The 15,336-nt window shown below is 67.4% G+C and carries 16 protein-coding genes; 9 read left to right on the top strand and 7 right to left on the bottom strand.

Translation table 11 applies throughout. The features are described 5' to 3' along the window. Positions 1-134: 134 nt before the first annotated feature. The 5 genes from ACVK00_RS09845 to ACVK00_RS09825 all read right to left on the bottom strand — a co-directional run bounded on the left by ACVK00_RS09845 (position 135) and on the right by ACVK00_RS09825 (position 4,038). Positions 135-797, bottom strand: coding sequence for a PulJ/GspJ family protein (locus ACVK00_RS09845; RefSeq protein ID WP_228908006.1), 663 nt, complete (start codon positions 795-797; stop codon positions 135-137). Then, on the bottom strand, positions 781-1,191 hold the full coding sequence (gene gspI, locus ACVK00_RS09840; RefSeq protein ID WP_284891382.1) for a type II secretion system minor pseudopilin GspI: 411 nt from the start codon (positions 1,189-1,191) through the stop codon (positions 781-783). Before gspI ends, ACVK00_RS09845 begins: the two co-directional genes overlap by 17 nt. 298 nt (positions 1,192-1,489) lie before the next feature. Next, complete coding sequence (locus ACVK00_RS09835) at positions 1,490-1,696, bottom strand: hypothetical protein (RefSeq protein WP_166723273.1); 207 nt, start codon at positions 1,694-1,696, stop codon at positions 1,490-1,492. A gap of 325 nt (positions 1,697-2,021) precedes the next feature. Beyond that, entirely contained in the window at positions 2,022-2,627 is a 606-nt protein-coding gene (locus ACVK00_RS09830) for an alpha-ketoglutarate-dependent dioxygenase AlkB family protein (RefSeq protein WP_284891384.1), read from the bottom strand. A 199-nt stretch (positions 2,628-2,826) separates the two neighbouring features. Then, positions 2,827-4,038 carry a metallophosphoesterase gene (locus ACVK00_RS09825; protein WP_354123280.1) on the bottom strand — a complete coding sequence of 404 codons (1,212 nt, stop codon included), beginning with the start codon at positions 4,036-4,038 and terminating at the stop codon, positions 2,827-2,829. Positions 4,039-4,498: 460 nt separating this feature from the next. On the opposite strand from ACVK00_RS09825, the gene ACVK00_RS09820 reads away from it, so the two are divergent. The 5 genes from ACVK00_RS09820 to ACVK00_RS09800 all read left to right on the top strand — a co-directional run bounded on the left by ACVK00_RS09820 (position 4,499) and on the right by ACVK00_RS09800 (position 10,482). Then, positions 4,499-4,792, top strand: coding sequence for a hypothetical protein (locus ACVK00_RS09820; protein ID WP_041491666.1), 294 nt, complete (start codon positions 4,499-4,501; stop codon positions 4,790-4,792). Then, a complete protein-coding gene (gene mdtN / locus ACVK00_RS09815; RefSeq protein ID WP_228908010.1) occupies positions 4,789-5,838 on the top strand; it encodes a multidrug transporter subunit MdtN in 1,050 nt (349 codons plus the stop codon). Before ACVK00_RS09820 ends, mdtN begins: the two co-directional genes overlap by 4 nt. Continuing rightward, complete coding sequence (locus ACVK00_RS09810) at positions 5,819-7,909, top strand: FUSC family protein (protein WP_284891391.1); 2,091 nt, start codon at positions 5,819-5,821, stop codon at positions 7,907-7,909. Before mdtN ends, ACVK00_RS09810 begins: the two co-directional genes overlap by 20 nt. Further along, positions 7,896-9,443, top strand: a complete 1,548-nt coding sequence (locus ACVK00_RS09805; RefSeq protein WP_284891393.1) for a TolC family protein — start codon at positions 7,896-7,898, stop codon at positions 9,441-9,443. Before ACVK00_RS09810 ends, ACVK00_RS09805 begins: the two co-directional genes overlap by 14 nt. 331 nt (positions 9,444-9,774) lie before the next feature. Next, positions 9,775-10,482, top strand: coding sequence for an MgtC/SapB family protein (locus tag ACVK00_RS09800; RefSeq protein ID WP_284891395.1), 708 nt, complete (start codon positions 9,775-9,777; stop codon positions 10,480-10,482). 57 nt (positions 10,483-10,539) lie between these two features. Here ACVK00_RS09800 and ACVK00_RS09795 read toward each other — a convergent pair whose 3' ends face one another. Further along, the gene (locus ACVK00_RS09795) at positions 10,540-11,259 is read right to left on the bottom strand and encodes an autoinducer binding domain-containing protein (protein WP_105787035.1); all 720 of its coding nucleotides are present in this window, start codon (positions 11,257-11,259) and stop codon (positions 10,540-10,542) included. A gap of 73 nt (positions 11,260-11,332) precedes the next feature. Between ACVK00_RS09795 and ACVK00_RS09790 the strand changes: the two genes are divergently transcribed. From ACVK00_RS09790 to ACVK00_RS09775, 4 genes are all read left to right on the top strand, one after another. Further along, the gene (locus ACVK00_RS09790; protein WP_284891399.1) at positions 11,333-11,776 is read left to right on the top strand and encodes a DUF4902 domain-containing protein; all 444 of its coding nucleotides are present in this window, start codon (positions 11,333-11,335) and stop codon (positions 11,774-11,776) included. Between the two features lie 207 nt (positions 11,777-11,983). Then, the gene (locus ACVK00_RS09785) at positions 11,984-12,592 is read left to right on the top strand and encodes an acyl-homoserine-lactone synthase (RefSeq protein WP_166724737.1); all 609 of its coding nucleotides are present in this window, start codon (positions 11,984-11,986) and stop codon (positions 12,590-12,592) included. A 50-nt stretch (positions 12,593-12,642) separates the two neighbouring features. Then, positions 12,643-13,404 carry a hypothetical protein gene (locus ACVK00_RS09780; RefSeq protein WP_284891402.1) on the top strand — a complete coding sequence of 254 codons (762 nt, stop codon included), beginning with the start codon at positions 12,643-12,645 and terminating at the stop codon, positions 13,402-13,404. A gap of 374 nt (positions 13,405-13,778) precedes the next feature. Further along, positions 13,779-14,240, top strand: coding sequence for a VOC family protein (locus ACVK00_RS09775; protein ID WP_284891404.1), 462 nt, complete (start codon positions 13,779-13,781; stop codon positions 14,238-14,240). A 500-nt stretch (positions 14,241-14,740) separates the two neighbouring features. Here the strand turns inward: ACVK00_RS09775 and ACVK00_RS09770 are convergent, their stop codons facing one another. Beyond that, on the bottom strand, positions 14,741-15,046 hold the full coding sequence (locus ACVK00_RS09770) for a hypothetical protein (RefSeq protein WP_284891406.1): 306 nt from the start codon (positions 15,044-15,046) through the stop codon (positions 14,741-14,743). Positions 15,047-15,336 lie beyond the last annotated feature (290 nt).

Here is a 15,336-nt window from a genome sequence, read left to right as displayed (position 1 = left end):
TGAACGGGCCGAGGCGGCCGGTCGCGGGGTCATGCTCGGGACGAGACTAACGGACACCCAATAACAGACGTATGACGAAAGTTACGGACCTTTTTGTCGGGGGACGGATCGCCGGCGCGGGTGCGGCGCCACGCCTATTGGCCGATCGGAATCGTGCGCACGTATTCGACCGCGGGCGCCCCGATCGTGACCGAGAAGCGCACGCCGCGCGGCAACGGCATCCCGAGCGACGTGACGCTGCTGACGCCGTGCTGCGCGAGAAACTGCGCGTAGGTCTGCTCGATCGCGGTCTGGCTGGTCGTCCAGCCGCCGGGCGGAATCCACACCGCCAGCTGCATCGACCGCGCATCGCTGCTGACGACCACGCGCGTGAAATCGTCCATGTGCTGCAGCGCCGTCTCGACCTCGGCCAGCGACGCGAGCGGCTGCGACGCGCTGCGCACGAGCTCGCGCCCGTTCAGCCGGTAGCGCACGACCTGGACGTGCGCCGGCCCGCCGCCGACGCCGAGGTGACGCACCATCACGAGGTCGTTCGGCCGGATCCGCAACGGCGGCCCGAACACCTCGTCGGCCGTCACGAGGTTCATCAGGTCGAACTGCAACTGGGAGAAATAGCGGCCGAGCAGACGCGTTTGCGCCAGATTCGACGCGATATCGTCGCGGCCCCGGATCGTCGCGTCGAGGCCGCGCCACGACAGCAGCGCGATCACGGCGAGCAGCGCGATCGCGACCAGCATCTCGATCAGCGTGAAGCCCCGCGCGCGCGCCGCCGCGCGCGGTTCAGTGGCGCGCTTCATCCTGGACGACCGTCACGACTTCGGCGAGCACGTTGCGGCTCGACGCCGACGAAAATACGCTGACCGTCACGCGCCGCACGAGCGGGCTCGGCAACGCGGCCACGGACTGCCGGCACACGAACCGGTAACGGCCCTGCGGGCAAGCGAACGTCTGCGTGCCGACCGGTGGCCAGGTCGACGCGATGCGGATCTCGCCGAGCGCGTTGTCGGCGCTCCACAGCGCGAGCAGTCGCATGCGCGCCGTGTCGGTGTCCGACGCGAGCGCGCCGATCGCGCGCATCACGGCGCCGAGCGCCACCGCGACGATCGCCAGCGCGATCAGCACCTCGATCAGCGTGAAGCCCCGTAGCCGCGCCCGTGCGGCGCGGTAGGTGTTGGTTCTGTCGTCGCACATGACCTGCGTTCTTGTCGATGAGTCGTCGCCGGGCATCCCGCGCCGAGCGCGCGACACATCGCGCATCGCCGGCACGGCGTACGCCGCGCATGCACGTTAAGTCGCGCGTATGGCAGGTGCGTGTCGAAAGGTACGGACCATTTGGCGCGGTCGATGCGGCGCGCGCGGGCATGCCGGTGCGTCACGCGATGCGTGACGAGCGACAGCGAAACGAGGGAAAAGGGGAACGAAGAGGAAAAACGAGGGCAATGAACGACCGCGCCGATCCAGGATCGGGATTGGGGTCGGCGCGACGGCGTCAGGCCGTCACGGTGTCGTCATACTCGGCGCGCGCGAGCTGACCAGCGGCATAGGCGTCAGCTTCGCCGCGAAAGCCGTCCGTGCTGAATGCGACGACTTTCACACCGACGCCGGACGCCCGCTTTACTGTCAGCGCCCATTGCCAACCGCCGTCTTGTTCGAAGACGTGCAGCGAGGATTCGAGGGATGAGTCCAGTACGGTCACGGGTTATGCTCCTGCCCTGCGTGTCCTATTGGCGACACCTCGGGCATGTCGAAAAAATGCGCCGGTTCGCGGCGCGTTTCAGCTATTCGACAGTCTAGTCAAGGAATGTTGCGACGCACCATCAGGGCTTACACCTGCCTATCGGAACCAAGTGGTCGATCGAATCCGCCTGAAACCCTTGCGGCACGGGCCTCGCGGGCATATTTGCGCCGCCCGATACACCCTTGTGCGGCAACGTGCCGCATGGACGACCGATGGATCGCATCGGTCGAAAAACGGGTCACGATCGAACGCGAGCGCCCCGCCCGGGCGGCATGGCCACCGACTAACGCCCCGCCGCCGCCGACACCACCCGCCGGAACGTCAGATTGATGCGCTCGCCCTGCACGGCCGGCGCCTTCGGCACGCGGTGCTGCCATTCGGCCTGCGTGCGGCCGCGCATCACGAGCAGGCTGCCGTGCGTCAGCCGGTACGCATGCACGACGCCGGTCGCACGGTGACGCAGGTCGAACACGCGCATCGCGCCGAGGCTCACCGACGCGATCACCGGTGCGTCGCCGAGCTCCGGCTCGTTGTCCGCATGCCAGCCGAGGCTGTCCTGTCCATTGCGGTAACGATTGAGCAGCACGCTGTTGAAATGCGCGCCGCACGTGGCCTCGACCGCACGCTTCAGGTCGAGCACGGCCGCCGTCCACGGCGCGGGCACGTTGCGGATCCCCGAATACACGTAGACGGCATCCGGCTCGCCCTGCCACGCGGTGAGCCGCGGCAGCGGAATGCGGCCGCGCGGCGTGCGGATCGTATCCTGCCGCCATGCGACTTCATCGATCAGCGCGGCCAGCACGCGATCGGCGTCGGACGGTGCGAGCCAGTCCGGGTACCAGTCCACGTCGGGCGCGGGCGCATCGGCGAAAAGATCGGGCGTCGACATGTCGGAATCAGGCAGAAAATGAATGGTGCAGACGAACCATGTCTGCATGGTAGACAACGGCGACACGCGCCGCCATGCGCTGTCATTCCGGCGCGTGACGCGGCCGCCCGCGCGAACGGCGAACCGCGAAGCCGATGCATTTGCGGCATGTCACGCCATCATCGCGGCGCGCGTCGATTTCGACGCTATCGCGCGCCCGTCAACCTGTCGCGCGCGTCAACCGGATCAGCGTGATTTCGGACGGCACGCCGAAGCGGTTCGGCGGCCCCCAGTAGCCGGTGCCGCGGCTCGTATAGAGCCACATCGCGCCGAAGCGGTTCGGCGGCCCCCAGTAGCCGGTGCCGCGGCTCGTATAGAGCCACATCGCGCCGAAGCGGTTCAGCCCGCCGATCACCGGCTGCTGCAGACGCACGAACGGCGGCCACGGCAGGAACTGGCCGCCGTGCGTATGGCCGGACAGCTGCACGGTGAAGCCGGCGCGGCTCGCCGCTTCCGCGCTGCGCGGCTGGTGCGCGAGCAGGATCTTCGTCGCGACGTCGCGCGGCGCGCCCGCCAGCGCCTGCTCGGGGTCGCTGCGGTGCGCGGGATCGAACCCGCCCGCCGTGAAATCGGTGACGCCCGCGAGCACCGCGCGCGCACCCTCGTGCTCGATCAGCACGTGCTCGTTGAGCAGCACCGTCAACCCGATTCGCCGGAATTCGTCGATCCACGCGTGCGCGCCGGCGTAGTACTCGTGGTTGCCCGTCACGAGGAAGCTGCCGTGCCGCGACTGCATGCGGCCGAGCGGCGCAGTGTGTTCGCGTAGCCGCTTGACCGAGCCGTCGACCACGTCGCCCGTCACGACGACGAGATCCGCCTCGAGCGCATTGACCGCCCGCACGATCCGCTCGATATAAGGCCGCTTGATCGTCGGCCCGACGTGAATGTCCGACAGTTGCACGATCGTCAGCCCGTCGAGCGCGGCCGGCAGCCCGTCGACCGGAATCGACACGCGCTTGACCGCCGCCGTGCGGCGCGCGCCGACGAATCCGAGCGCGGTGACCAGCACCGAGGCCACCAGCACGCCGAGCGCCGTGTCGGAGGTCACGCCGCTCCATGCACCGTCATGCCCGAGATGCCGCCACACGACGACGCCGAGCAGCACCAGCTCGCGCAGGAACGTCAGCACCAGCAGCGACGAGAAGAAGCCCATCGCGAGCGAGCCGGCCCAGCCGACGAGCGTCGCGGCCCAGCCTTCGTCGAAGCGGCGCGAGAACATGCCGACCGGGATCAGCACGACGAAGCTCGCCAGTACCAGCGCCGCGATCGTGCGCGCGAGCGGCGACGCGAATGCGCCGGGAATGATCCGCAGCCCGACATACAAATGGAACAGCACGCCGATTGTGATGAACCGGACAAAGAAACTTCGCATGGAACACTCATCCTCGTTGCGATACCACCGTCGCGCGGCGCGTCGGCCGGGATCGTGACGTCAAGTCTCGTCATGCCCCGCGCCACGCGCCGCGTCCTTCGCACGATGGTACACAGATACCGGCCGGCTCGACCGGACGCGGATTCGCAACCACTCGCGCAGCAATCCGGCAAGCGCCGCCGCGATTCCCGCTCATTGGCGAACAAACGTCGCCGGCGCGGTTTCGTCTGACGATCCTTTACAGTCCGTCGGCCACCCTGCGAGCGCATCCGCTGGCAGAATCGCGGACCGCGCCACGACCGTACCCGCATGCCCGCCGGGCGCCCCGGCGCGCGCCGCATCGCTGGCGGTCCGCATCGGGCTGCTTTATTATCGGCTCCGTATCGCGGAATCGTCGTCGCGGCAACGAACCGCATTGCGCCGCGCCCGGCATCCCCCCCAACGTCGAGCTCGTCACACCATGAGAAAAACAACGCCGCGCGTACCCCTGCGCGCCGCCGCCGTCCTGGTGCCAGCCCTGCCGCTCGCAGGCTGCACGTCGCGCGGCGCACCGTCGTACGTCCTGTTCGGCGCGTATTTCCCGCTCTGGCTCGTCAGCGCGATCGTCGGCATCGTCGGCGCGATCGTCGCGCACCGCGTGTTCGTCGCGACCGGCTGGGCCGCCACGGTGCCCTACCAGCTCGCCGTCTGCACCGCGATCGGGCTCGTGGTCGCCGTGATCGTATGGCTCACCGGCACGGGGCCGTTTGCATGAAGGCCGCCGGAATCGCCCGCCCCTCCACGAAAGGCCGCGTGATCGCGCTGGCGATCGTCGCGCTCGGCATCGCCGCGCTCGCGTACGCGTACCACCGCACGTCGGCCTACCCGTCCACCGACGACGCGTCGATCGACGCGGACCTCGTCCACGTCGCGTCGCCCGTCGGCGGCCGCATCGTGCGGCTCGCCGTGCACGAGAACCAGCGCGTCGCGAAAGGCGACCTGCTGTATGAAATCGATCCGGTGCCGTACCGGCTGACGGTCGCGCAGGCGCAGGCCGATGTCGAGCTCGCGCGCGCATCGCTCGACACGCGCCGCCGGTCGCTGATCGGCGAGCATTCGAACGCGGCGGTCGCCGCCGAGCAGGTCAAGCGCGCGACGCAGAATTACGATCTCGCGACGCGCGACGTGAACCGGCTCGCGCCGCTCGCCGCGCAGGGCTACGTCAGCGCGCAGCAGTTCGACCAGGCGAAGGTCCGGCAGCGCGACGCGGCCGTGTCGCTCGCGCAGGCGCAGGAACAGCGGCGATCGTCCGCGCAGACGATCGGCGACGATGCCGACGCGATCGCGACGCTCCATGCGCGCGAAGCCGCACTCGCCCGCGCGCAGCACGCGCTCGACGATACGGTCGTGCGCGCACCGCACGACGGGCTCGTGACAGGCCTGACCGTGCTTGCCGGCGAAACCCTCGCGCCGAACCAGTCGATCTTCACGCTGATCGACGCAAGCGAATGGTTCGCGGTCGGCAATTTCCGCGAGACGTCGCTGAATCGCATCGCGGTCGGCGATTGCGCGACCGTCTATTCGATGATCGACCGCAGCCGTGCGCTGACGGGCAAGGTGGTCGGCATCGGCGCGGGCATCGCGGACAGCGATCGCATCAACCTGCCGCGCGCGCTGCCGATCGTGCAGCGTTCGGTGAACTGGGTGCATGTCGCGCAGCGCTTCCCCGTGCGCGTGAAGCTCGACGAACCCGACGGCAAGCTCGTGCGTGTCGGCGCGAGCGCGATCGTCGAGGTCCGGCATGGCTCAGCCTGCCGCTGACGTCCGCGCGCCGGGCCCGCGCGAAGTCCTGCGATTGCTCGCGCCGTTTCCGGGGCGTACGTCGATCGCCGTGCGGGTCGCACTGATCTGCGCGCTGACGGTGCTCGTGACGAGCGCATACGGTACGCCCGAAGCCGCGCTGTCCGCCTACGTCGTGTTCTTCATGATCCGCGCCGACCGCGTGACGAGCATCGTGCTCGCGGCGGCGCTGCTGCTGATCGTCACGATCGTGATCGGGCTCGTGCTCGGCGTCGCGATCTTCAGCATCGACTATTCGATCCTGCGGGTCGCGTGCATGGCCGTGCTGTCGGTCGGGCTGCTGTACCTGACGTCGGCCAGCAAGCTGCGCCCCGTGGGCGCGATCCTCGCGATGATCGTCGGCTTCGGGCTCGACCAGCTCGGCCTCGCGCCGTTTGGCGAAGCCGCGACCCGCGCGCTGCTCTATATCTGGCTGACGATCGCGATTCCGGTCGGCGTTGCGATCGTCGTCAACCTGCTGATCGCGCCGTCGCCGCGCCGGCTCGCGCTCGCGCAGATCGCGAAGCGACTGCGGCTCGCCGCGCGGCGACTGCGCGGCGACGACGACGCGTGCGCGGCGTTCGACGCCAGCCTGCGCGAAGGCGACAAGCAGTTGCTGACGTGGCTCAAACTGTCGAAACTCGAAGGCTCGTCGAGCGCCGCCGACGTTGCGGCACTGCGACAGGCGATTGCGTCGAGCACGGCGCTGATGGTCGGCGTCGCGCTGACCGATCGCGAACCCGACGCGCGGCTGCCCGCCGCGTTCGCCGCACCGATCGCGGCCACGCTCGACGAGATGGCGGCCATTCTCGAGCGCGGCGGCTATCCGGTCGACGTGACGCTCGCGCTGCCGCCGGCCGATGCACTCCCGCCGCTCGCGCGCGTCGCCGCGACGGATCTCCATGCGGCGATCACGCGCTTCGCGGAACCAGGCGCGGCGGCCGATACGACTGCACCCGTGCCAGCAGCCCCCGTCAGCGCGTCCGCTGCCGCCCGCCCCGAGCCCGTCGCCTCGCCCGCGCCGGCGCCGCGCGGCGGCTTCTTCCTGCCGGATGCGCGCAGCAATCCCGACCACATCCGCTATGCGCTGAAGACGACCGCCGCGGCCGTCTTCTGCTATCTGCTGTATTCGCAGCTCGACTGGTCGGGCATCCATACGTGCGTCGTCACCTGCTACATCGTGTCGCTCGGCTCGACCGCCGAGACGGTCGAGAAGCTCACGCTGCGGATCGTCGGCTGCATCGTCGGTGCGCTGCTCGGCACCGCGGCGCTCGTGTTCGTCGTGCCTGCGCTCTCGTCGATCGGTCAGCTGATGGCGCTGGTGTTCGCCGGCGCGTGGCTGTCCGCGTGGGTCGCGTTCGGCTCGCCGCGCATCGGGTACGCGGGCTTCCAGATCGCGTTCGCGTTTTTCCTGTGCGTGATCCAGGGCGCCGGCCCCGGCTTCGACCTGACGATCGCGCGCGATCGCACGATCGGCATCCTGCTCGGCAACGTCGTCGTGTATCTCGTATTCACGCGCATCTGGCCCGTCAGCATCGGCAAGCAGATCGACGTCGCGCTCGCCGCGCTGCTCGAGCAGTGGCGCCGCGTCGTGCAGGTCGCGCAGCCGGCCGAACGCCGCACGCTCGCCGCCGAAGCCTTCGCGCGCCACGGCGCGATCTCGCAGGAGCTCGGCCTCGTCCACTACGAACCGTCGTGGGTACGCCCCGCCGCCACGTGGCTCGCCACCCGGCGCCGCGCACTCGCGGAACTCGGTGCGCTCGAAGGCCCGCTGTTCCTGCTCGCCGAGCGCGCGCCGGGCGACGCGGCGATCGGCGCGCGGCTCGCGCGCGTGGTCGCGCTGCGTGACGGCGACCCGGCTGCCGACACCGCTGCGCCGGCGCCGCCGTCGACAGCAAGCGCGGCAACCATGCCGGCCCCGCCGCCGGCCACCGAGCCCACCGACCCTGCACGCGACGCGCTGCTGAACCTGATCGACACGCGGCTCGCGCACATCGCCGACGCCGCGCGTCAAGCCACCCCGAAGGAGCCTGCCCCTCATGCGCGTCCCTGAACCGCCGGCCGCGTCGATCGCCGCCGCCGCGCTCGCGACTGCCGTCGCGCTGGCCGGTTGCGCAACGTCGTCGATCGATCTGGCGCCGGACGCACCCGATCGCCCGTGGCAGCCGCAAACGTCGGCCGCGGGCGACATCGTGCCGGCCCCGCCGCTCGCGTCCGCGCAACGCGCACCGCACGACTACACGCTGCCGGCCTCGCCCGCGCTCGCATCGGTGTCGCCGCCCGCCGCGCTCGATGCCGCGCATCCCTACACGCTGCCCGAGCTGATCGACCTCGCCGAATCGACGAACCCGCTGACCCGCATCGCGTGGAACGACGCGCGCAACGCGGCGCTCGCGGTCGGCATCGCGAAGGCCGCGTACCTGCCGAACCTGTCCGCGACCGCGATGGGCGCGTACCAGGCGAGCCACGGCTCGACATCCACGATCCTCGGCGACGCGTCGAGCAACACGACCGTGCACGGCACGATTTCGGCGCTGTCGCTGCAATGGCTGCTGTTCGATTTCGGCGGCCGCGCGGCGCGCGTCGAGGCGGCCGAACAGGCGTCGGTCGCGTCGAACGTCGCGTTCACGGCCGTGCATCAGCAGGTGATCCACGACGTGACGGTCGCGTACTACCGCTACGAAGCCGCCCGCTCGCGCGCGGCCAGCGCGCAGCAGGGCCTGGCGAACGCCGACGCGATCCTCGCGGCGTCCCGCGCACGGATGAAGCAAGGCGTCGGCACCGTCGTCGAACTCGCCCAGGCGACGCAGAACCGCGCGCAGGCGAATCTCGCGCTGGTGCAGGCAAACGGCGCGCAAACCGACAGCTACCTCGCACTGGTTTCCGCGCTCGGCATCTCGCCGCTGTCGAAGCCGTCGATCGCCGCGCTGCCGAAGCGGCCGCTGCCGCCCGCGCTCGCTTCGTCGGTCGACGCGATCGTGTCGGATGCGATCGCACGCCGTCCCGACCTGCAGGGCGCGTATGCGCTCGAGCAGGCCAACCGCGCGAAGATCAAGGCTGCGGAAGCTGCGTTCATGCCGAAGATCTTCCTGTCCGCGTCGACGTCCTATGCCAGCGGCGGCACGGCGATCTCCGCGCTGCCCGCGATCGGCGACCAGGCGCCGACCGTCAACCTGAACGGCAGCCGCTACGGCGGCGGCGTGTTCCTCGGCGTGACGATCCCGCTATACGATGGCGGCCTGCGCTCGGCGGTGCTGATGCAGGCACGCAACGATGCGCAGAGCGCGTCCGCGCGCCTCACGCGGACCAAGGAGGAAGCCGTCCGCCAGGTCGTCGCCGCGCAGAATGCGGTGCAGACGAGCCTCGCATCGCACGACGCGGCAAAGGCGCTCGTCGACGCCGCGCAGACGAGCTACGACGCGGCGCTGACCGCGTACCGGAACGGCGTGGGCTCGGTCACCGATGCGACGATCGCGCAAAGCCAGCTGCTCGCGGCCCGCAACGCGGAAGTCGACAGCTACGCCGGCGCGCTGTCGGCCGCCGCCGCGCTCGCGCTCGCGACGGGGACGATCGGGTCGTCGCAGTAACCGTCGCAGTGAGGCGCCGGCCGTGCGCGGCCGGCCGCCAAACCGGTTGACGTGTGCGCGGGCGGCCTACTAGAATGCCGCCCATTCTTCCTTCAGGAACCATCGTGGACAGTTGCAGCACTCCGTTGCGTGCGCCGCTTGCCGCCTGAACGCCTGTCCGACGCAGTTCTCCTGCCGCGGCTCGCGTTCCGCGAGCCCGCACGCCTCCCGTTTCACACTGAATGACGCATTCGCGCGGTACAGTGCCGCGCGACGACGGCCATCGTGCCGCGTTCGGCATCGCGCCGCCGCGACGCGGGCCGGCATGCGCTCATTGCACGGCAGGACACTCATGACTTTCGATTTCGCACTCCGTCTTTTCACCGCGTTCGCCTGCGGCGTCGCGATCGGACTCGAACGCCAGATGCGGCAACGCACGGCGGGCCTGCGCACGATCACGCTCGTCGCGAGCGGCGCATGCCTGTTCGTCACGCTCGGCGTGCTCACCGGCAACGGCGTGGCCGGCGTCACGCAGATCGCCGCCTACGTCGTGTCGGGCGTCGGCTTTCTCGGCGGCGGCGTGATCATGCGCGACAAGGGGTCGATCCAGGGCATCAACACGGCCGCGACGCTGTGGTGCTCGGCCGCCGTCGGCGTGCTGGCCGGCTCCGGCCACTACGTGCCGGCGCTGGCCGGCACGGGCGTCGTGCTGCTCACCAACACGGTACTGCGCGGCGTCAGCCAGGCGATCAACGCGACCCCCGTGTCGAATGCCGATCTCGTGCGCGAATACCAGATCACCGTGATCTGCCTCACCTCGGACGAAGTGCACATCCGCACGCTGCTGTCGAATTCGATGTATGCGAAACCGCTGTCGTTCCAGAGCCTGACCAGCGAGGACGTGCCCGAGCAGCCGGACCGGCTGAAGGTGACCGCGACGCTGAAGCTGCATCCGAAAGATCAGCAGAAGCTCGAGCAGATCGCGAGCCGGATGAGCATGGAGAAGAGCATTTCCAGCGTGAGCTGGACCGCGAAGGAAGCGGAGCCGCTGATGGAATGAGCGACAGCGGCCGCTCGTGCGATCCTGCGGCAGGATCGCCCCGCCGCCGGTGCCGCGTCAGGGCGTTTCGATGAGTCCGGCCCCGATCGCCTTGACGACCGCCTGGACCTTGTTCGTCGCGCCGAGCTTCTCGAGGATGTTGTTCACGTGGAAGTTGACCGTGCGCTCCGAGATGCTGAGGATCTGGCCGATCTCGCACGCGGTCTTGCCTTCGGCCGTCCAGCACAGCACCTCGCGCTCCCGCGCGGTCAGCGTGACGCTCGACTCGGGCGACAGCTTCGGCACCATGAAGCGGCTCATCAGCGAATGCGACAGGTTCGCGAGCCAGTTCGTCTGCAGCGTCAGCATGTTGATCTCGGCCGGCGTGAGCCGGTCCGCATGGCGTGCGATGCTCAACAGTCCGAATGCGCCGCGCGCCGCCCAGCTCGACTGCGCAACGCCCACCGACAGCCCGTAGTCGCGCGCGTCCTGCCACAACGGGCACGGATCGATCCGGTCGACGTCCGGCCACACGATCATGTTGGTGCTCAGCGCGCCGTCGCGAACCGTCGAATCGATCTCGATGTAGTTCTGCGCCTGGTAGCGCGCCATCCAGCCGTCCGGATAGGTATTGAAGATCGCGACGGCCGGCTTCGATACGGGCAGCGGCACGCGAATGCCATAACAGCAATATTCGAAGCCGAGGCGTTTAGAATAGGCAGCGATCCGCTGGAAGAGCTGCTGCTCGTCTTCCGCGGCACTGAATTGTTGGTAGGCATCCTGCCAGCGTAATTCCATTATTTCTCCGACAACGTCACGCTGTCATACCTGTCAGGTGCCAGCGCCGGTTCGGGGCTGATACATTCCGCGCATGACTTCACCTTTGTTGCACCCGGTCCGCGGCCCGTCTCCGGACGGCTACGTACGGCTGTCCGAAAACGCACTGGCCGCGCTCGTGCTCGACCATGTCGCCAGCGACCTCGATGCATCGCTGCTCGCGGAACTGCGCGACAGCGCCATCGACGCGCGCCTGGCCGGCTACACCGAATGGCACCGCCCGGCCAGTGCCGGCGTCGCATATCTGACGGTCGGCTGGGACTGGTATCTCGACCGTGCAACGGGCACGTTCGTGATCGCGGGCGGCGACGTCCGCAGCAACATCATGGCTGTGGACACCAACGGCGCCGACCTCGGCATGTTCCGCACCGCCGCCGCGCTCGCCGCGCGGCTGGCAGGCATCGACTGGCCGGCCGCCGTCGCATCGGCGCTGCTCGGTCGCAACGACACCTATCATGCCGGCCCCACGCTCCAGTGACAATCGGCCACGCTTTCCTCTGACATTTCCGCAAGACTGGCGCTCTTTATAAGCAAAAGCCGCCCGTATTTCAATCCCGCCGATCAAGAAACCGTTACCACCGGTCAAATCGCGTCGGCGCGCGTCTACCTGTAAGAGTTACCAGTTACCGCCTCCTCGGGACGCGCGCTGTAATGCGTGCATACCAAAGACCAATCCGAGGACACCATGCGAACCTTCGTTCACGAGGAAGGGCGGTTGCCACACGAACTAGCAGCGGATCTCGGGCGCTATCGGCGCCGCGTATTCGTCGAACAGCTCGGTTGGGCGCTTCCGTCGGCGAACGAGAGTTTCGAGCGCGATCAGTTCGATCGCGACGATACCGTCTACGTGTTCGCGAGAAACGCCGTGGGCGACGTGTGCGGATGTGCGCGCCTGTTGCCGACCACCCGCCCGTATCTATTGAAGTCGCTGTTCGCCGACCTGATCGCCGAAGACGTCGCGCTGCCGCAATCGGCTGCCGTCTGGGAGCTGTCGCGGTTCGCGGCAACCGGCGACGAAGGCGGTCCGGGCAATGCCGAGTGGGCCGTCCGCCCGATGCTCGCCGCGGTCGTCGAATGCGCGGCGCAGTTGGGCGCGCGGCAGCTGATCGGCGTGACGTTCGCGAGCATGGAGCGGCTGTTCCGCCGGATCGGCGTGCACGCGCACCGGGCAGGCCCGCCGAAGCAGGTGGACGGTCGTCTGGTTGTCGCGTGCTGGATCGACATCGATCCGCAAACGTTTGCTGCACTTGGAATCGAGCCGGGACGGGCCGCCCGGCAAGCCATCGCCGCCTGAGCCGGAACGCGCGTAGTCCGGCCGCGGCATCGTAACGAAGGAGAACCACCTTGGACCAGTCTCAGGTCTTTCGCGCGATGATGCCCGGCTTGACGGGTGCCGGCGGCGCCCGCATCGCAGTCGCCTACCCGTCGTTTCCGCGGCCGCTGCCGCTCGTGCGGCTCGATCGCCGCGGCCTCGTGTTCCGGGCGGCCGGCGCAGCGCCGCTCGTTTGCGGGCTGCCGCGCGCGGCGACGCTGCTGGTCGCCGACGAGCCGCTCTGCTCGCTGCGCCTCGTGATCCGCGACATCGCCGCTGCCGACGATGGCCGGCACGACCTCACGATGCAGCCGTCCGGTGCCGCCGGCGACGAACTGCTGTGGCACGCGCTACGCCAGCGCGAACCGTACCGGCAGATCCGGCAGCCGCTCGCGCCCGTCGACGCGGCCATCGCACCGAACGGCGAGCCGCAGGCCGTCGGCGACGCCACCCAGCGTCCGTCGCGCAGCGCGGCATTCCGTCTGCGCAGCCACAGCGATGCGCTGTTCTTCGCCGACTGGCTCGAATATCACTTCGACGAGCTGCGCGCGCTGTCGCAGCGGCACGGGCCGCAACTGCAGCTCAACCAGCTGCAGCGACAGGTCGCCGACGACGGCGTGGGCGTGCGCTTCCTCTACGACATCGACGGACACGCGACGCGGCATGCGCTGACCGACTGCGCGCGCGAGGCTTGTGCGTGGATCGAGATGGAAATGCGCGACAAGTACGCGGTGCCGGTTGCGCAGGAGCGGTTCGGCGCATTCGCCGCGCACGCGCGGGCGGGCGGGATGTGAGCATGTGAGAGTGACGGCGGCCGCGCGGATACGCGGCGGCCGGTGGGTCGAAGAACAAATGCTCCGTGGCAGGACATGGGGGAACGTCGGATCTCGGGAAGGGCCGCGATACGCGGTGCCCTGCCCTTGCCAGGAAAGGCCGTCAGCGCTGCGTTGCACAATTACAACTAGGGCTTGCCATCCTTCGGGTTTTCCCTTAAAGTTACATCTGTCTCCTCCATGTCTCCAAACATGGATTCAGCCCGCTCCAGTAGCGGGCTTTTTCTTGCCTGCGTGGTTTATCGGGGACATATCAAAACTCCCTGCCATCCGGCACATTCACCGCGCCCCAGCGGCTTATCATCGGCGAACCGTCACGCACAGCCGACGTCGTCATGCACGCCCACCTGCGCATCGCCCGCCCCGTCGCCGATCTCTCCCGAACCGAGCGCATGTACCGCGACGCGTTCGAATTGTCGGTATTCGCGCGCTTCGACGATCACGACGGCTTCTCCGGCGCCATGCTCGGACGCGAAGGGCTCGACTACCACTTCGAATTCACGCGCTGTCTGGCGCATCCGGTCGCACCATCGCCCACGCCCGAAGATTTGATCGCCTTCTATCTGCCCGACCACGGTGCTTGGGAAGCCGCATGCGCACGCGCAGCCGCGCACGGCTTCATGCGCGTGGCGTCGTTCAATCCGTATTGGGATGCATCCGGACAGACATGCAGCAAGCAAATGAAAAAGCCCGCAAGGTTTTCACCTTGCGGGCTTGCAATCATATGGTTAGAGCGGTCACTTGCTTTGCTCGACCTCAGTTATTACGGTAATGTTGTTGAACAGATTGACGCATAGTACGCCTTCAACGCGAGCCCCTGTTTTGTTGTCCGTCGCAGAGTAGCGGCGCCCCATCCGCTTTGCCCCATCGCATGCAAGGGGCACGTATCCGCCGATCTGAACGTCGTGAATCGGGTAACCGCGAAGTAACCACGCCGCATCGTCTTTGCTGGTACATGCAGTCAGCAACACCAGCACTGTGATCGCGATTGGCAATTTTGGCACAGTGAGCTCCAATCAAAAAGCCCGCGCGGATATCCGGCGGGCTTCATTCGGGCGCACCTCTCGCCCGACGTCGTCAATATAGCGAAACGCGAACGTGTTTATAAGTCTTTTTTGGAGTCAACGCAGATTGCCGGATCGCCAGGGCACTGGCAACCTGTGCGCACAGCATCAATGAACGATCTGGCTTGACCGACCAGTTAGGGTAACTGGTCGATCTCAGCAACACCGCTTAGACTAGGTATGCGACGGGGTGTTTCGATATCTCACCTTAGGCGAATAGATGTCAACACCAGTTACGTGCCAATCGCGATAAATGCAAAGGACCGATTTTGAAGATGTGTGGCGATACTGTTGCCGGTATTGATTTGGCAATAACTCTGGTTAACGAACGGAACGACCACCCCATCTAGATTGGATTGGTCGTCCTGACCGTAGCCGTTCTGACTCGCGACAACCGCAGGAACCGCTGAATATCCACAATTGAAATAGATTTTGTATCTACCATTTCCATTTGATTCAACGGAAAAATTATCCGACCCATTTATCTTGTTTCCATTTTCATCAACACTCCCCCACACCATTATCGTAGGTTGCGGCATTATTTCCTCCAATCATAAAATTCAACGCAAATCCGATATGATTCGACTTTTGAGGTCGGGTAGCGAAGTATGCTATCGCCAGAACCGCTACGCTCCGGCACATCAAGCCTACGCCCCTGAGCTCCGTTTAAAAACCTCGCAATTCTAACGGGGTGTCGTTATTGAACCGTCTCACTCGATTTCAGCCGCCGACTCTGCCGATATTCTCTGACACCGTGCGATTCGTTTTCCGAACTCCGGCGGCCGCCTCATGGAGCCGGAAAACAAGCCAAATCGGACAGCAATACGAT

Source organism: Burkholderia sp. PvR073, from assembly GCF_054055695.1.
Note: the sequence above shows the minus strand (reverse complement) of the source record. Positions and strands in the feature narration are given on the sequence as shown.